The sequence below is a fragment of the Sulfurovum sp. genome (assembly GCA_026990595.1).
Taxonomy (GTDB): domain Bacteria; phylum Campylobacterota; class Campylobacteria; order Campylobacterales; family Sulfurovaceae; genus Sulfurovum.
The window spans coordinates 87,975-106,292 of the sequence record JALXCZ010000048.1 but is presented as its reverse complement, the minus strand read 5'-3'; the positions used below and the strand labels follow the sequence as shown (position 1 = coordinate 106,292).

Here is an 18,318-nt window from a genome sequence, read left to right as displayed (position 1 = left end):
CTCTGTCATAAAACCTACCATGACACTTTTAAATAGTTCTCGTTCATCAATTCTCATTTTACGCTCCGTTTCTTTCTTCTGAAAGAGTATCGTAAATGAAAATTGCGAACTTTATTTTACACTATCATTAATGAAGTCAGAACTCACACGGAAAGCATATTGATAATCATATTTCTTTGCAAGGTATAGCCTCTGGGATAAGACGAGAAAATTAATGGGAACAGAATTAATGTTCCCATTTACTGCCATTTTACCAAGATTAGGGTAAACTTCGAGCATGAAGATTATAGACTTGGAAAATCAAACTGACCTACCCGTAGATATAGATGCACTTGAAGAGATAGCCCAGAGTCTTACGACCAGGGAAATTGAACTTATACTCACAGATAATGCATCGATCCGGGAACTTAATCAGGAACATAGGGAAAAAGACAAGCCTACTGATGTACTCAGTTTTCCTATGGATGCCCCTTTTACGGAACAATCCATATTCGGTATGCCTCTGGGGTCGATCGTGATCTCTGCGGATTTTGTAAAAGAAAAAGCCAAAGAGCTAGGACACACTGTCCAAGATGAGCTCTCTTTGCTATTTATCCATGGAATGCTTCATCTTCTTGGTTTTGATCATGAATCTGATCATGGAGAAATGAGGGAAAGAGAAAAAGAGATCATTGAACAGTTCCATCTCCCTTCAAGTCTCATAGTAAGAACAAGTCACTAAGGAAAATTATGAATTTTGTCATTTTTATTATCTCTATGGGTGTATTGATCTGGGGTGCGGAGCTGCTGATAATTCAAAGTGAGCGTATTGCTTTAAAATTTAAAATACCTGAATTTATTATTGGAGCGACACTGATAGCGCTAGGAACATCTTTACCTGAAATGGCAGCCAGTATGGCGGCAAGTGCATCAGGAAAAGCAGATATTGCCATAGCCAATGTCATCGGAAGCAATATACTCAACATCACTCTTGTACTGGCAACTGTTTTTCTCATCGCTACAAAGATCAACCCCAATAGAGACTTCTTTGCAAAAGACAGTACCTGGGCGCTGGTTCCGGTACTTGTATTTGTTTTAATGATACTAGACGGTGTGATCTCAAGATTTGATGCTGCTTTGCTGCTACTTCTCATGGGTGCCTATCTGCTCTTTTTACTTCAGGATGCCAAAAATATTCCGGAAGAGGATCTTGATGAGATAGATATCAGTCATTTTTCATGGCTCAAAACCGGTAGCATTCTTTTGGGTGGTTTTATTCTAGTGATCATCGGTGCCCATTTTACAGTAGAAAGTGCCTCTGAAATCGCCAGAAATTTTGGTATCAGTGAATGGGTCATTGGTATTATTATGATCTCTTTGGGAACATCTCTTCCCGAGTTGGTTGTCAGTGTTTCTGCCGCGATGAAAGGAAAAGTCGACATGGCAATAGGAAACATCATCGGATCAAACATGGCAAATACAACAGTGGTTCTAGGTGCATCTGCTTTAATAAACCCACTGCATATCAATGCAGCTGCCAATCTTTTTGATATCGCAACAATGATCATTGCTACAGTTATTCTTGTCTTTATCACAGCGAACAAACTCTATAACAAATCGGCAGGGATCAGTCTCATCATTATTTTGGGGCTCTTTTTAAATAACACTTTACAAAGTATGTAAGTCAACGTAAACCATGCTATTTTGAATTATTTACATCTATATTTACTGTATTCTTTGGGGGCTTCTTTTTAAAATATCTGTTTCTATAAAGCCACTTATAAATATCTGCGGCAATAGGACCTGCTGTACTTCCTCCATGTCCTCCATGTTCTACCAGTACCGTTACAACGAACTCCGGATTATTAAATGGTGCATTCCTCGTTCCCACGTTGCACGTGGGAATGCATACTGCAATTAGAAATTAAATGACAATATGACATATTTTTACACCTTCGCATTTTATTCAACTATAATACAAGAAAAAAGACAGGGTACCCCCTTGAGGGTATAAAACTATGGGCAGAAGCAGATATAAAATATATGAACCAACACATCCACACTTCATTACATGTACGGTACTCAACTGGATACCACTCTTCACAAGGAAAGAAAGCGTAGAGATACTACTTGAAAGCTTTAGATACCTACAAAAAACTGATAATTTCAAACTCTATGCTTATGTGATACTTGAAAATCATCTACATATCGTAGCCCAAAGTGATGACATAGGTAAAAGTATAGCAAAGTTTAAAGGGCATACGGCAAGAGAACTCATTAAGCTTTTACAAAGAGAAAATGTAAAAACCATACTAGAACAACTTGTTTTCTATAAAAAAGCCCACAAAGTAGACAGAGAGTACCAATTATGGCAAGAAGGCATACAACCAAAACTCATGCAAACAGATGCGATGATGATAAGCAAGATTAAGTATATCCATCATAACCCTGTCAAGCGTGGGTATGTAGATGAGGCATCATATTGGAGATACTCCAGTGCTAGAGATTATGAGGGGATTGATGGGTTATTGGAGGTTGAGCGTTTTTGGTAGTTTTAGTTGATGTATGCATTCCCACGTGCAACGTGGGAACGAGGAAACTATAGCATTAGCATCACCCGACCCCTATGCCAGACCCCTATGCCGCTATGCCCTAAGGGAATGATAGTCCCCTTTATTTTATGTCCCCATACAATATATATCCTGCTCTAATTCAATATTTGTATCATTCAAAAATGAAATAATTTTATGTTTATAGACAAAACTTGGCATTGATTTTTTTGAGTATACAATAATACTGATTTTTTTAATTCCATCTTTTAAATTAATTAATTTTTTTTTCTTGGGCAAAAGTAAAATCATCAGTTCTTCCAAAAACTCATCTATGTGCATTACATTGTCTTTTTTTAACTCTATTTCCCAACCATTACTTTTGTACTTAATGGTTCCTTTATTGGTCTTCAAATCTCCTTCTACCCATGTTTTTGAAGGTTCAATATTTAGATAACTAGTAATTTCAAAATGCTTTTTTTTAAATTTTTGTATTGAAAATTTTATAAATACTTCATTATCTGCATTATCTATCATTTCTTATTCCTTAGAAGTCATTTATATTTAAACCTGTCGGTTCGCCAGGTCCTTTCCCGCCTTTAGGCTTTACAACTATATTTCCATTTTTATCTTTATATAAATCTTGTCTTGCATTTTCTTTTAAATCATGGGGATGAACTCCACCTTTTTTAAGTTTATCAATTTCCCCTGGAGAAAGCATCTTGTCTCCTTTCGCATAACAAACATAATCATCCATTACAGAGTCATTCTCTCCATAATGATCCCACCATTCTGCCAAAGCGTAGCCTGTATCATAACCCAACATAGCAGATTCATACACCATACCTGCACCAAGTGTTGGGAAAATTGTAACAGGGCTTATTGTAGGGGTGAACGGAATTGCAATTGCTGTCAATCCATTCTCATCAATCCAGTTAACTGGATCAGCCCAAACATATCCATACAAATTCGAGTCCCCACCGGCAAACCCGCTAGGGTCTTTACTCGTCCACTTGCCGGTATAAGCATCATACTCTCTAAATCCAAAGTGCGTCAGCTTCGTATCGGGATCATAAAGCCCTCCAGCAAAACCAAACGGCACTTTTAAAGAACGATTTGTATCGTTTATGATATTACCATAAGTATCATAGGTTATTTCTTTGACGATATTGTGATTGGTATCCGATACCGCACGAAGGCTTCCTACCTGATCATAATGCAGATAATATCTATTACCACTCTTATCGGTCATGGAGACGGGCATCCTACCATCGGCATATTCGAAACGCCATACGAGGTTATCCTCTTTGTCATAGACGGCAAGCAGTGTCGTGAGGTCTTCCCAAAGGTACTTTTCTGTAATCGTGCCGTTTACCTCTTTGGTGATGCGTCTGTTCATCGGATCGGTAATGTAGTGTATCTGTGTGCCGTCAGGCAGTGTGGCATCGGTGAGGGCTCCGAGGGTGTTGTAGTCGTAGGTGTAGCGGCTGCCGTCTGGGAGGGTTTTGGCTATGAGGTAGCCGTCTTCGTCATAGCTCTGCTCAAGCTGTCCGATGAGGGTGATCTCATCATCGGCATTGTAGGATTGCAGCTGATTGGTGATGTTGCGCTCTTTGCTTGTGGCGGTGAGTCTGTTGCCGTTACTGTCGTAGGTATAGTGCTCTACTACTTTTCTGTTCTTTCTGACAGTAGTAAGTCTGCCTCTGGCATCATAGCGGTAGGAGTAGGTGGTCTTGTTGCCTTGGAGGGTCTCACTCTTTTTGGTGATCTGTCCTGCTTTGTTTCTGTAGAGCTTCACCCCAAAGAGTGCATCAGACTGCCTGCCAAGCTCTCCGTAGAGGTTGTAGTGGCTTGTCTGTGTGTAGCTGCCGTCTGTGATGTTGATATCCAAGCCGAAGTGGATGGTGCGGGTGATGGTGGCTGAGTTTGGTGCAAGTCTTGGATTGTGGGACATGGGGTTATTTTAGCGTAGTGTGGCTTTAGGTGGGGCTACCACGTGAAACGTGGGAGCTAGAGAAAATGGGAGCCAGAGAACACCCTGCTGACGACCATGAGGCTTCCTACTTGGTTATAGGTATGTTTTATGAGGTTCTTGTTATCTCCTCTATATTATTATAAATAATATACCTATCAGAATTGTAAAATACATTGAAAAACAATATAGACTACTTTGGACATTACTATTTTTATTCTCTGATAGTAATTCTAAAAAATCATCTCTTCCAAACGATAAAAATATAATTAGAAACAGAAATTTTAATCCGATGTACAAAAATTCTTTTGAAAAAAGTGTATCCAGTAAGATTATTGAGATCAATAAAAATAAAATTAACTTATTTCTTGATATTTTATTAAACCAAGCAATTTGTTTGACTAGTATGTTTAATTTATTGGGCAAGTAATCACAAGACATGCGTCAAGTCCTCCTTCAGCACCTAAGCCTATGTTTTACAATATTTTATAAAGCACAAATAGAATTGAGATATATGGATATGTACTTTTAAAATAGTTTGGAAAATATCCTAAAAAAAACATAACTAAAGAGATAATACAAACAATAGGGAGGGCAATCATTGCAAATAGATACAGTAAGTAGGTCACTCCTCCCAATATATCATTTTTTGGTAGATAATCCAGCATAAAAGGAAACAACAAAAAGATAAACAAAATAACCGGTACAAAATTTATAATTTTCATAATCACTGTCCATACAAAGGAATCAAATGACATTCCCAAAAACACACAGGATGATCACTATAATAATAAGAGAAATCAGGATCATCACCGTTACATCCAACTTTTTTAGCTAAACATTTTCTAGTGCAATTAAAGTAAGGAGTACTTGGAAAACTTTTACAAATAGAATGTAATGCTTTTCCTTCGATAGTTGTGCTTGGATATTGTGAACAAGAAATATATGTTGGATCATATGGCAATTGGTCGGAAGGGAAAGGGTGGTAGTTCCTGTTATGCCCATGTCCACCGCTACGGTTTATCAATCCATCTGGGTCAAAAAAGCTTACCGGATCCCCCAACACATACCCATACAAATTTGAGTCCCCACCGGCAAACCCAATGGGGTCTTTGCTCGTCCACTTCCCGGTATAGGCATCATACTCTCTAAAGCCGAAGTGCGTCAGCTTCGTATCAGGGTCGTAGAGTCCGCCGGCGAAACCAAACGGTACTGTCAAAGAACGGTTGCTGTCGTTTATGATATTACCATAAGTATCATAGGTTATTTCTTTAACCAACTTGATGGTGTTGTCGGGGGACAACACCCTACTGATGGCTCTTAGGCTTCCCACCTGATCATAATGCAGATAGTATCTCTTACCGCTTGCATCGGTCATGGAAATAGGCATCCTGCCATCAGCATATTCAAATCTCTGAATCAAATTATTATTACTGTCATAAACTGCCAATAGTGTCGTAAGGTCTTCCCAGAGATACTTTTCTGTTATCGTGCCATTCACCTCTTTGGCGATACGTCTGTTAAGAGGGTCGGTGATGTAGTGGATCTGTGTGCCGTCAGGGAGTGTGGCATCGGTGAGGGCTCCGAGGGTGTTGTAGCTGTAGGTGTAGCGGCTGCCGTCGGGGAGGGTTTTGGCAGTGAGGTAGCCGTCTTCGTCGTAGCTCTGCTCAAGCTGTCCGATGAGGGTGATCTCATCATCGGTATTGTAGGATTGCAGCTGATTGGTGATGTTGCGCTCTTTGCTTGTGGCGGTGAGTCTGTTGCCGTTGGCATCATAGGTGTAGTACTCTACTACTTTTCTGTTCTTTCTGACGGTAGTGAGTCTGCCTCTGGCATCATAGCGGTAGGTGTAGGTGGTCTTTTTGCCTTGGAGGGTCTCTATCTTTTTGGTGATCTGTCCGGCTTTGTTTCTGTAGAGCTTCACCCCAAAGAGTGCATCGGATCGTCTGCCAAGCTCTCCGTAGAGGTTGTAGTGGCTTGTCTGTGTGTAGATGCCGTCTGTGATGTTGACATCCAAGCCGAAGCGTTTGGTGCGGGTGATGGTGTAGCTGCCGCTTTGGATCAGTTCGTTGTCTTTGTTGTAGCTGTAGGCGGTCTGTGATCCTGCGTAAGTGATGGAGAGAGGCAGGAAGTCGTTGTTGTAGCTGTAGGCGATGCTTTGGCTTAGGGTACCTGAGAGTGCGATACCTGTTATCAGGGTACCGTCGTAACTGTAGGCGATGCTCTCACTGCCTTTGGTGATGGCAGAAGGGTAGCTCTGGCAGGCGTAGGTGTAGTCTATGGTATCTTCTGGGGTTGTGACTTTGGAGACCCTGCCGTTTGTGTAGGTCGTCTCGATGCTTTTGCCGCTTGGCTTGGTGAGCTTAACAAGCCGTCTTTGCTTGTCGTAGCTGTAGGTGGTGACCTTTTGCAGCGGGGTGGTGTAGGCGGTGCGTTTGTTCACGCCGTTGTAGCCGAAGGTATGGTCTGTTGGGATTGGTGTCTGCAGCAGTGTCATGTTGCCGTTACTGTCATAGGCGTAGTGCAGACTGGTACCGTCCGGGTAGGTGACCTCTGTGAGGCGGTCACGGCTGTCGTAGCCGTAGTGTGTCGTACGCCCGAGAGGGTCGGTCAAGCTCTGCATGTTGCCTCTGTCATCATAGCTGTAGGTTGTTGTGCGGAAACCGGTTTTGGCTTTGGTGACCCTGCCTTTGTCATCGTAGGTGTAGGTCGTTTTGTACTGCGCATAGGGCTTGATGGAGAGGAGATTGACATTGCGGCTGTCGTAGCGTGTCGTGATCTTTTTGCCAAGAGGCGAGATCTGCCATGCACGGTGGCGCAGATAGTCTCTCTTGGCTTTGTAGCGTTTGGCGTTTGTGGTGGTGGCGGTATAGATGTTCTTCAGTGTGCCGTTGTCATCTGCTCTGTAGCGCTTCTCTACTGTCGTGACTTTTTGCAAACCGCCTGGTGTTCTGACCGTACTGCTCTCTAACATGCGTCTGTTTGTGTAAGGATCCTTATAGAGTGTGCCGTCGGCATTTTTCTTGTAAATCCTGGTTGTTCGCATCCCACAACTTGTCACGGTACTGTTGGTATCATCTATTGCATTTTCATACGTGATAATGTCACCTGTTGGCAGTCTCTTCTCTGATTTAAGTACACCGTTTTGTACAAAGTGGTTTTTGTAATAAATCATATCTCCAGAGGCTTTTGTGACGGTATGGCTACCAAAGTCAGTACCTATGGCTGAAGCAAACTCCCACTCTGCCTGCTCGGCATCAATGACTTTAAAGACCTTACCGTTGGCATCAAAGAAATGTAAAAAGGCATTACCGTTGGGTTCTGTCTCTTTAGTCATTAAATGGCGCTCATAGCTAAAGGCATACGAGCTGGTATCTTCATACTGTACTTCTAGCAAATCACCGTTACTGTCTATATGTAAAAGCGTTCTCTGCCCCGTAGGAGCGACGATAGCCGTTACCGTACCATTGGCATCGCGTTCTAGTGTTGAAATTTCTCCATAAATATCGGTGATTGTTACCAATCTACCCATATTATCGTACCCAAAGGTGTTTTTTGTCTCTTTTGTGTAGAGATCACGGGTTTGTAGCAGTGTGCCATTGTCATCAAAAACATACTCCATGTTGCCAGAGGGCATCAAAGTATGGTTATTCTCTCCAAATACGATTGTTAATGTATAAATCTGCCCGCTTCCATAGTAGAGCCTGTCTCCATCCAGTCTCGCATAATTACTGAGACTCCAGCCATGGGCGATGTTCATATCATCAACATTGGCAGAGGAGTAGTGCAGACCAAAGTCTGCTCCCGTCACTTCAATGTCTTCATGGAAGACACCATCACGAGGAGAGACGTAAGAGCTGATAGGTTCGTTTTTTTCTAAAGGACAACTGTCTGTGGTTTTTACACAACGGTATTGCTTTTTACAAGAAACACGCTTCTCCTGTACTGTACCCTTGTTCTCACTACACTGCGCACTTCTGTCTTTTGGTTCAGACCATATGTCTATGACTTCTTCATTACTTGCCTGATGTGGGAATGTGGTATCAGGCTCATGACACACTGGTGTAGACTTCCAACACTTAGTGTTTGTACCACAACACCCAGTTTTCCATGTTTGCACCAAAATGTCTGAAGTGTTGTTATCACTACATTCCTGCGGTAGAGCAGTATTGTCTTTACATGATTTTTCTGCTAAGAGTTCCCATTGGGTTGTGTTGGTATCCTGCGGAGGGTCTGGTACCGGATCGGAGGGCTCGGTACAAGCAGCACAAACATAATTATCAACAACAACATGACCTGTTAAATTAGTAAAACAATAAGCTGTCCCATTAATATATCTTGTATCATCACATTTTGTATTAGTATACCACTCAAGATGCAAATGATTAGTTCCCATTTTAAAACAATCCATAAAAAAAGCTGGAGGGAAATACCCAGTTTGTTTATAATAATCTGAATCAGTTGTATGAGGTGATTGTACCAGTTCCCAAGTGGTATTACAAATACATTTTTCTCTATCTGATAGGTCATTACTACGGAAAGCATAAAGACTTTCAAATTGAAAAAAAATAGCAACAAATATAATAAAATATTTCATGTTTTGTTCCTCCTATAAAATATAAAGCATAACCAAAAAACGGGGGGGGTGTCAAGGATAGAGATACTCCAATCTATTATAACCTACTCACATTCGTATCTATTACTCTAGGTGTGTATTGCTGCCCCTTAAAATACTTGTTTCTATAAAGCCACTTATAAATATCTGCGGCAATAGGACCTGCTGTACTTCCTCCATGTCCTCCATGTTCTACCAGTACCGTTACAACGAACTCCGGATTATTAAATGGTGCATAGGTAGTGATCCATGCATGGGATCTGAGAAAATATGCCAACTCATCCTCTTTGAGACGTTTCTTGGTTGACTGTGGAACAGAAGTGACTTGCGATGTTCCTGTCTTCCCGGCAACAATGATAGGTAATTTACTCATCGTTCTAAATGCCGTTCCTTTTTTAACATTACAGACATCATACATCCCATTTCTTATCTGATTCAGATAATAAGGATTGAACTTCATAGGAATAATCTTTCTTGATGTTGCGTTATTATCAACAACACGTGCAATACGTGGTGTTACCAGTTTGGATGTTGCAATAAGTGCAGTATAGCGTGCTACCTGTAAAGGCGTTACAAGGTCATATCCCTGTCCTATTGCAGCTATTACTGTTTCACCTTTATACCAAGGCTGCTTATAACGTCTCATTTTCCATTGTTTATCGGGAATGACACCAGAGTACTCACGAGGAAGATCTACTCCTGTTTTTACACCTAGACCAAAAGAACGTAGGTTTTTCGCCATTGCATTGATACCTACTTTGAGACTCTTATTGTAGAAATAGACATCGCAACTCTCTCGTATAGCTTTCCTTAGTCCAACAGTTCCATGTCCCCATCTGGACCAACATCTGAATTTATGCTTACTTGACCCAAGTGTAATAAATCCTACACAATGCTCAGTAGTTGCAAGGATATTGGGTTGTGCTTTTTCAAAAGCCAATGCCATTCCCATTTTAATAGCTGATCCAGGAGGATAGGTTCCATGAATGAACTTGTTTGTGAAAGGATGGGCAAGATTGTCCTGAAGTGCTTTCCAGTCTTTAGAGCTGATCCCGCCTACAAAAAGATTAGGATCATAAGAAGGGTAACTTACTGCAGCAAGTATTTCACCGTTTGTACGCATCACTATGGCTACACCTGTTGCATTTCCAAAACGTTCATAGATCATCTTCTGCAGGTTTATATCAATATTGAGTTTAATATTTTTATTGTCTATTGGTTCCTTTTTCTCTAAAATATCTATGGCTTTATTGGTTGCCGTTACCTTACTGATCTTATATCCTAATTCACCCTCAAGTACACTATTATAGTATCTCTCCAATCCACTTTTTCCGACTTTCCCGACTTCATTGACCACCGGATCTTTTTTATTCTCTTTTTTATTGGATCTTCCCGTATATCCTACAATATGTGCAGCATATTTTCCGTAGGGATAATAGCGTTTGGTCTCTGCCTCTATTTTGATCTCTTTATGCAGACTCAGTTTAGGATAGGCACCCATCATATCAGGGTAATGAATAAAATCCACCACCTTAATGAACTTATGATTATAGGGTGAGTTATGCTTCCTATAGACTTTGACCATAACCGTTTTATTAAGATCAGGGAATGTTTTTACAAGTATATCCACAACCCGTTCCAAGGTATGATCTCTCTGTTTTAAGTGAGGCATAATAGAGATAGAAAAACCTATCTGATTCATAGCAAGCAGATTCCCATTAAGATCAGTAATCTCTCCTCTCACAGGTTTTATGAAGCGTTTTCGCTCTATATTATCTTTTGCCAGCTCTTCGTAGTAGAAATTGGATTTAATGCTCACATGATAGAGTCTGGCGATCATAATTCCCCAAATAAGCAAGAATATCGCTATAACGATCTTATATCTCATAGGATCACCACGACCAAAAGATCAACTATCAGTGAATAGAGCAATATGTTATCAAGCACTATACTGTGTGACTGAAAAATAAAATCATAGGAGAGCAAAGAACCCAGGTAAAGAGCATCTAAAAGCAATACACTTAAGATGGGTCTGCATATTCTGCATCTTCTAAAATAGGTTAAATGGCGATAAAAAAGCACATACACAAGCAAAGAAGAGATAATGGTCAGGAAAAAAGGCAGAGAGAGGTTCACTTCAAGGTTAATGAAATAGACAACGGCAATCAGAATATAAGAGAGTTTTCCTTTCTCGATACCCTGCATCAAAATATATCCCATAATACCGATCAATAACGGCAAGAACACATAAATAGAGATGAGCATTGGATAGAAAATAATAAAAAATATGACCGATATCCAGATAATCGGCAATTGTATTGACTTATATACTGTATCCATTTTTATACGTACATACTTTAGGATAGTTTATATACTAATGCTATTTCATTGCATACAGGGAAATGAATACATTTAATACAATCTGCCCAGATCTTATGCTCAGGGATGACCTCTTTGTTGATCTCTTTAAAGCCTAGTTTCTCAAAAAAAGCAGGCAGATAGGTTAAAACAAGTACATCCTCCTCCACCCCCAGTTCTCTGGCTTCTTCCAGGGCAAATTCAACCATCTTCTGCCCGATCTTCTGCCCACGGTATTTTTCATCGACAATGAGGCTCCGGATCTCCGCAAGTCTTTTGGAATGGATATGCAGTGCCGTATACCCGACAAGCTTTTCATCCTCTTTTGCCAAGACATAGGAGCGTATATTGGTTGCCACTTCATCCTCACTGCGATTGAGGATCACCCCTTCTTTTACCTCTGAAAGGACCAATGCCTGCATAGCAGAGATGTCACTCAGTTTTGCTTTTACCAATTTTATCACGTATCACTTGCCTCACTCTTATTTTTTGCTCCATCATCTACTCCAAATATCGTTTGAAGTATTTTATAATGTACTCTCTCATGTCCATTTTTTTTAAGATTTGAAAGGGTAATAGAACCGGGAAATTCCCGTTTGAGTTTTGCACGCTCTTTTTGATTAAGTTTGTCTATTTTGGTAAAAACCGTAAGATATCTTTGATCAGGACGAATAAACTCTGCAATGTAACTCTTTACATCATCATCAATCTTCGCATGAGGATGACGGGCATCACGCAGGTGAATGAAAAGTCGTATAGAAACACGGTGCTCTATGAACTCAACAAGGTTCTTCTGCCATACTTCTTTAAGTGTTTTGGAGACTTTTGCATATCCAAATCCGGGAAGATCCACAAATCGGACAGGATAACTCTGTTCATTGTACAAATAGCGTGTCTCGAAAAAATTGATGAGCTGTGTCTTCCCCGGAGTAGCTGAACTTTTTGCAAGACTCTTTCTTTGTGTCAGAGAATTCAGTGTGGAACTTTTACCCACATTTGAACGCCCCAAAAAGACTACTTCACTCATATTTTCAGGCAAAGAATCTGCTATACTTTGTGCTGATTTAATGAATTCAGCTTCTACTACACGTGGTGTACTCACTTTTTCTTCTCCCCCATATCAAAAATAAATTTTACCGGTCTTTTCTTATTGCCTTTCACATTTGCATTGCCTGTTATCATATCAAGTGTGATCTCATCACCATTGACATGACGTTTGTTGATTAGATCATCTATCACTGCTTTCCCTGTCAATATATATTGTGATTTTACAGGATAGTAGGTTACTTTGTCTGCACTTCCCTTATAATGACTCTTCTCTTTTTTAAATTCAAAAGTTACTGTGCCTATAGCTTCATACTTGTTTGTTTCATTATTTTCATCAAAATAAACAATGACCGTATCGCCATGTAACCAACTTTGTGACTGCTTAACCATAACATTACCCATGAAATGTACCTCTTTTTGTACATCCTGTGCTTTCATAGCATCAGAGGTCACTTCAACCTTTTCTGCAAAAAGCATACCTGTAAGAGAAATCAAAAATATTATTTTTAGAAAATTCAATGTAAAACCTTTATAAAAACATGATTATATCATTTTTCAACCGTATAAACGACAGCATCTATATCTTTGGCAAAAGCCTCTTTTTTCTTTGTATCATAACGCAGAGTATTTCCATGTATGATATTCTTATTCATTATCGCAGTGAAAGTAGATGTAATGTTCAAAATTTGGGTTTTTTTGTCATAGACCGCATGTTCTGCACAGTAATCAAAACCTTCTTTCTGATTTAGTGTAATGTTATGATCCAAATATACTTTGTTATCTTTATAGATACCTTTTTTTGCCCGAAGCAGGTTTATAGTATCTGTATGATATTTCAGATCATACAAGGTCAGAACTCCGGCATCCCGAATGCCATAGGTACTAAAAGCTCTTCCTAATGTTTTATTTGTATCTGTTTCTATAAATGTCGTTTGTGTAAATTCAAGCTCTTTGGTCGGGTATTTCCTCGTAGAAGTATGATCTGTAAACTTGACCATATATGACCCCATGAGGATAGACAGGATCGCAAAAATAAGAATGATCTCTAATTTTAAGCCCATAATTCCAGATACTTCTCTTCAAGTCCCTCTTTTTTTATAAGATACTCTATCATCTCACGCACAGCACCGTTCCCTCCTTTTTTAGAAAGGATAACAGTTGCCATTTTGTCAACATAGGCACTTGCATCTCTTGGCACAAAAGAGATCTTGGCTGATTTTAGCATCTGCAGGTCATTAAGATCATCACCGATTGCTGCAACATTTTCCATAGTAAGATCCAGCTTCTCAAGTAATACCTCAAGCACCTCTTTTTTGTTTTCAATTCCCTGGTAAAAATGTTCGATGCGTAACTCTTTGGCACGACGTGCCACGATATTTGAGGAACGTCCTGTAATGATGGCTACCTGCCTGCCAAGTTTTCTCCAACTGGCAATAGCCAATCCGTCCTTTACATTGAAAGATTTGATCTCATCTCCATTCTCACTGTAGGTAATACGGCTGTCGGTCATCGTCCCATCCACATCAAGTACGATCAGTTCTATACTCATAGTACACCTTTCGTACTGGGAATACCCGCATTCTCATTGACAGTAACTGCTCTACGCAAAGCAACTGCAAGCGCCTTAAATGCAGCTTCTATAATATGGTGTTTATTCCTGCCGCGATTATAAATCAGGTGAAGCGTAAGAGGAAGATTAAAAGCAAAAGCTCTAAAGAACTCCTCTACCAACTCTACATCAAACTCCCCTACTTTTCCTCCAATAGGAAGTTCATAGACTAAAAAGCCGCGACCGGAGAGGTCAATATCACAAGTAATACTTGCTTCATCCATAACCACCGTAGCATTACCGAAACGCTCTATACTCTGAACAGGGTAGATCGCTTTGTTCAATGCCTGACCGATAACAATACCTACATCTTCCACCGTATGATGGTCATCAATATGTGTATCTCCTGTACAATTTACTTCCATATCCATATGCGCATGTTTTGTAAAAGCTTCAAGCATATGATCAAAAAAACCTACACCTGTATTTATCTTGGCTATACCTTTTCCGTAAAGATCTAATTTTACAGAGATCTGTGTCTCTTTTGTCTCTCTTTTGACTTCAATCATCTCTCTTCCTTATTGATTATTTTCTTACGATAAATGCACCCGGCATTGCATGTTGTGCTTTAAAATCCCTTGCTTCCTGCTCTGATCCGAATCCCATGAGCCATACACGGTACAGAGGCGCTCCATCTACAGCAGAGAATTTCTTGATGATAGGCTTATATCTATGATCGAAATTCGCATATTTTCTTTTGTATATCCGAGCTCCCTCATAGCGTCTGAATGCACCGACCTGTACTCCAAAGTTGCTTAATCTTATACGTGTCTGGGTATGTCTGTTTTTCGCTTTTGCGATCATGGCTGCAGAGTGTACTTTTCCGGCAAAGCCTACTACCTGTACCTCGACTCTGGCGATCCCCATTCTATCTAGTCCAAGCTCCTTGCCTGCTGCATAACTACAGTCAATGATCCGTCCTCTTACAAAAGGTCCTCTGTCATTGATGCGTACGATCGTACTTTTTCCGTTCTGAAGATTCTTTACTTTAACCATGGTATCCATGGGCCATGTTTTATGTGCCGCTGTTCTTGCATGCATATTATAGACCTCACCGTTACTGGTATATTTTCCATGAAAATTGGGTCCATACCAACTTGATATACCATACATCACCTGCCCTACCTCGACGTATGTAGGATTATATCTTTTACCTAAAACTTTATAAGATCGCATTGTGGCTCTTTGACGTGCAGCACTTGTATATTTTGTTGCTCCAGGTTTTTTATATATCATTCTTTTTTGAGAGCAGCCTGTAAGAGAAAAAATGAACATAAATAGGATGATAGAAGATAGGAACATAGTCAGTTTTTTCATGAAACATTATCTCTTTATTTGACTTTATATCTGCTTTTGTATATCAATAAAACTGAAGAGATTCTACTCTTCTTTTAAGAAATTTTCCGATAGAACTTTGGCAATCAGGTCATTCTCTTCTGAGGCTTCTCTCTCTTTTGCAAGATCAATACAGTATTTTTGTATTACTCTTTTTACCTTACCAAGATCAAAAGGTTTTGTGATCGTATCATCCATGCCTATTTTTTTATATTTTTTCTGTTCATCATCCACTGCATTCACGGCCAATGCAATAATAGGTACATGCTTGAACTGATTTATCCCTTCATAGTATAATATTTTTCTCGTTGTCTCTATGCCATCCATTACTGGCATATCAATATCCATGAATATAATATCAAAATCATTTTCCCGACGCATTTCAAATGCTTCCTGTCCATTGGAAGCAACTGTCACTTTCAAACCGAATTTTTCCAGATCATTTTTTATGAGTTTTTGACTGATGATATTATCTTCTACGACCAAAGCATGAATATTTTCAAATTCTTTACCGTTTTGATGTGCTTCCTGTGCTATACGTGTCTGTTCAAGCTTGCTTTTGGCAAGTATTCTTACTATTTTACTCATTGTGATCGGACTATAAACGATATTTGAAAAATAATATTTATCGCTGTCTATACGTGATCGTAATGTACCGGTTGTAATAAGTGCGATTTTACATCCTAAGTTTGAAAATGCTTCCAACTCACCTTCAAGCCGTGCATAATTGTGATATACAAGCATAACATCCGGTAATTCTATCTCTTCTTCAGATTCGAACAGTTCATCTTGATAATAGATTTTAAATACTCCTCCAAGATAGGTAACATAGAATTCGAGATTTTTATCTATCTGACGATCTACCTCACGGGAAGGAAGAGCCAAACCGACTCTCAAATCTTTGAAGTCAGGATAGATATTCTCTTGTACTGTTTTGTTACTTTTTTCCAAAGTAAGAGTAAAGAAAAAGATCGTCCCTTCTCCTTTTTTACTCTCTATTTCAAGTTTTCCTCCCATACGCTTAATGATCCTGTCACTAATACCAAGATTTTGTATATCAATACCTGGTATAATTTTTCTGGAATTTGGTTCATTAAATGCCGCAAAGATACTCGCTAGCTCTTCTGGATCAAATCCAATACCGGAATCTTTCACTAAAAATTTTATAGTTGTACTGTCACTGTCCGTATGCATTTTTTCAACAAAGAGATCTACTGTACCGTAAGCACTTGCTGATTCCAGTGCATTATTGATTAGATTGGTAAGTACTTGTGACAGCCGTGTGGCATCACCTATGACCTTTTCAGGCAATGCCGGATCAATAAATGCACCTAAAACAATATCTTTCCGATCAGCTTTTATCGCAAAAGTCTCTACGATAGATTCCATTTTTTTAATTAGATTAAAGGTACTGTTCTGGATCTCCAATTTCTTATCAATGATCGTATGCTGCGTAGTTACTTTAGAAACAAGTTTATTGAGATTTTCTGAATTATTTTCTATAATAGAGACAAAATCACTCTGTTCAATATTCAAAGATGTCTCTTTTAATAATTTTATATATCCCAAGATACCGTTAAGCGGTGTGCGTATCTCATAGAAGGTATTGGCAATGAAGTTGTTTTTTACCTTATTTTCTTCACTTGCTTTTTTCTCTTTGTCATACAGTTCCCGATAATTGGAAAGAACATAATCATAAGCCAATTTAGGATCTTCAATACTCTCTTTTCCCACTGCAGTCTGATTGTTCTCTGAAATATCGCGTACTTTGGATGCAAGGTCATCAAGCAGTCCCTTTTGCGCATTTGTATTACGATAATAGCGTATCAAAATGAAGAAAGCAAGGATACTAAGCAGGAATGATACCAGACTCAATAGAGATACCCAGAACTCCTTTTGTATACGTTTATCCACACCGTTAAAAATATCATTGAGTAGTAAAACTTCTACACTATTAAGTACTTTTTGTTTCTTGTTTACGAGGTCGACCCACTGTGCTACATCCGATTTATAATTTCCACTTGAAGCATGAGACATAATATCCATACGTATATCTTCAATACTGCGCAAAGTACTTTGAAGTTTCTGATCCTGCCAAATTTTTTCCAGTTTAGCATAAAGAGAAAAAATATGATCCTTATTCATCTCCGGAATCTCCGATGCAGAAACTACATTACCCCAATAAATAAGATTTTTAGCCGGTATAGGTTTTTTTAAAGAGAGATAATATGCTACAAGAGCCTTTTCTGATTCAGTGGCATAAGATATATCCGATATCTCTCCATATAAGCGGATGGATTCTTTCTCACCTATGTCATTACTGTAGGTTTTAAGCTTTGAAGTATAGAATTGAAGAAATTTCTTCATCTGCTTGTCAAGATCACCATTGACTAACTTTTCAACAGCAGTTACACCACTGTCTTTAATAGAGTTTCTAATGTTATAAAGTACTTTTTCCAGTCTATATAAAGATTTGTCATTTGTCTGATACATGATCTGCTGCATAAATTCGTCTGTTGTTTTCTTTGTCTTGCTGCATACCTTAGCCATAATATCTTTATGTTCGCTCATCGTCGCAACACATACGATCTCATTGAGTAAAGAGTGTTCAAATGACTGCAAGAGTTTTGCATTATTAAGCTGTGCTTTCAAATCGACAGCAGTATGATATTTTTGCCAGGCATGATATCCAATATAGCTGCTTGCTGTGAATAATATTGTGATCGGTAATACGATAATCAAAAGTTGCATCATTTTTTTAAACATAAAATAAATCCCCAATTATTAATAAAAAGTAGAAAAAAGTCCCCCGTAACTATAATTACAGTTATAAAACTTATTCTATCATAAATAT

17 protein-coding genes are annotated in these 18,318 nt (G+C 39.1%); 3 read left to right on the top strand and 14 right to left on the bottom strand.

Annotated elements, in window-relative coordinates:
- The first annotated feature begins 277 nt into the window (after window positions 1–277).
- Window positions 278–721 (top strand): rRNA maturation RNase YbeY, encoded by a 444-nt coding sequence (ybeY, locus tag MVE01_RS09630; protein WP_472561973.1) that lies wholly within the window; start codon window positions 278–280, stop codon window positions 719–721.
- A gap of 8 nt (window positions 722–729) precedes the next feature.
- Entirely contained in the window at window positions 730–1,662 is a 933-nt protein-coding gene (locus MVE01_RS09625; protein ID WP_472561972.1) for a calcium/sodium antiporter, read from the top strand.
- Between the two features lie 16 nt (window positions 1,663–1,678).
- Here MVE01_RS09625 and MVE01_RS09620 read toward each other — a convergent pair whose 3' ends face one another.
- The gene (locus tag MVE01_RS09620) at window positions 1,679–1,870 is read right to left on the bottom strand and encodes a hypothetical protein (RefSeq protein ID WP_472561971.1); all 192 of its coding nucleotides are present in this window, start codon (window positions 1,868–1,870) and stop codon (window positions 1,679–1,681) included.
- A 127-nt stretch (window positions 1,871–1,997) separates the two neighbouring features.
- Here MVE01_RS09620 and MVE01_RS09615 point away from each other — a divergent pair, with 127 nt between their 5' ends.
- The gene (locus MVE01_RS09615; protein WP_472561970.1) at window positions 1,998–2,531 is read left to right on the top strand and encodes an REP-associated tyrosine transposase; all 534 of its coding nucleotides are present in this window, start codon (window positions 1,998–2,000) and stop codon (window positions 2,529–2,531) included.
- A 126-nt stretch (window positions 2,532–2,657) separates the two neighbouring features.
- Here MVE01_RS09615 and MVE01_RS09610 read toward each other — a convergent pair whose 3' ends face one another.
- From MVE01_RS09610 to MVE01_RS09550, 13 genes are all read right to left on the bottom strand, one after another.
- Window positions 2,658–3,065, bottom strand: a complete 408-nt coding sequence (locus MVE01_RS09610) for a DUF4279 domain-containing protein (protein ID WP_472561969.1) — start codon at window positions 3,063–3,065, stop codon at window positions 2,658–2,660.
- A 10-nt stretch (window positions 3,066–3,075) separates the two neighbouring features.
- Window positions 3,076–4,482: an RHS repeat-associated core domain-containing protein gene (locus tag MVE01_RS09605; protein ID WP_472561968.1), complete on the bottom strand. Its 1,407-nt coding sequence runs from the start codon at window positions 4,480–4,482 to the stop codon at window positions 3,076–3,078.
- 745 nt (window positions 4,483–5,227) lie between these two features.
- On the bottom strand, window positions 5,228–8,896 hold the full coding sequence (locus MVE01_RS09600; protein ID WP_472561967.1) for an RHS repeat domain-containing protein: 3,669 nt from the start codon (window positions 8,894–8,896) through the stop codon (window positions 5,228–5,230).
- Window positions 8,897–9,173: 277 nt separating this feature from the next.
- Window positions 9,174–11,003, bottom strand: coding sequence for a penicillin-binding protein 2 (gene mrdA / locus MVE01_RS09595; RefSeq protein WP_472561966.1), 1,830 nt, complete (start codon window positions 11,001–11,003; stop codon window positions 9,174–9,176).
- Window positions 11,000–11,455 carry a hypothetical protein gene (locus MVE01_RS09590; RefSeq protein ID WP_472561965.1) on the bottom strand — a complete coding sequence of 152 codons (456 nt, stop codon included), beginning with the start codon at window positions 11,453–11,455 and terminating at the stop codon, window positions 11,000–11,002. The genes mrdA and MVE01_RS09590 overlap by 4 nt, the downstream gene beginning before the upstream one ends.
- A gap of 17 nt (window positions 11,456–11,472) precedes the next feature.
- Window positions 11,473–11,937 carry an N-acetyltransferase gene (locus MVE01_RS09585; RefSeq protein ID WP_472561964.1) on the bottom strand — a complete coding sequence of 155 codons (465 nt, stop codon included), beginning with the start codon at window positions 11,935–11,937 and terminating at the stop codon, window positions 11,473–11,475.
- Window positions 11,934–12,575 carry a ribosome biogenesis GTP-binding protein YihA/YsxC gene (gene yihA / locus MVE01_RS09580; RefSeq protein WP_472561963.1) on the bottom strand — a complete coding sequence of 214 codons (642 nt, stop codon included), beginning with the start codon at window positions 12,573–12,575 and terminating at the stop codon, window positions 11,934–11,936. Before yihA ends, MVE01_RS09585 begins: the two co-directional genes overlap by 4 nt.
- Window positions 12,572–12,997: a lipopolysaccharide transport periplasmic protein LptA gene (gene lptA, locus MVE01_RS09575; protein WP_472561975.1), complete on the bottom strand. Its 426-nt coding sequence runs from the start codon at window positions 12,995–12,997 to the stop codon at window positions 12,572–12,574. The genes yihA and lptA overlap by 4 nt, the downstream gene beginning before the upstream one ends.
- Before the next feature lie 71 nt (window positions 12,998–13,068).
- The gene (locus tag MVE01_RS09570) at window positions 13,069–13,581 is read right to left on the bottom strand and encodes a hypothetical protein (protein ID WP_472561962.1); all 513 of its coding nucleotides are present in this window, start codon (window positions 13,579–13,581) and stop codon (window positions 13,069–13,071) included.
- On the bottom strand, window positions 13,572–14,069 hold the full coding sequence (locus tag MVE01_RS09565; protein WP_472561961.1) for a KdsC family phosphatase: 498 nt from the start codon (window positions 14,067–14,069) through the stop codon (window positions 13,572–13,574). The genes MVE01_RS09570 and MVE01_RS09565 overlap by 10 nt, the downstream gene beginning before the upstream one ends.
- Complete coding sequence (gene hisB / locus MVE01_RS09560; protein WP_472561960.1) at window positions 14,066–14,638, bottom strand: imidazoleglycerol-phosphate dehydratase HisB; 573 nt, start codon at window positions 14,636–14,638, stop codon at window positions 14,066–14,068. The genes MVE01_RS09565 and hisB overlap by 4 nt, the downstream gene beginning before the upstream one ends.
- Window positions 14,639–14,654: 16 nt before the next feature.
- Complete coding sequence (locus MVE01_RS09555) at window positions 14,655–15,446, bottom strand: septal ring lytic transglycosylase RlpA family protein (protein WP_472561959.1); 792 nt, start codon at window positions 15,444–15,446, stop codon at window positions 14,655–14,657.
- Window positions 15,447–15,509: 63 nt separating this feature from the next.
- The gene (locus MVE01_RS09550; protein WP_472561958.1) at window positions 15,510–18,230 is read right to left on the bottom strand and encodes a response regulator; all 2,721 of its coding nucleotides are present in this window, start codon (window positions 18,228–18,230) and stop codon (window positions 15,510–15,512) included.
- Window positions 18,231–18,318 lie beyond the last annotated feature (88 nt).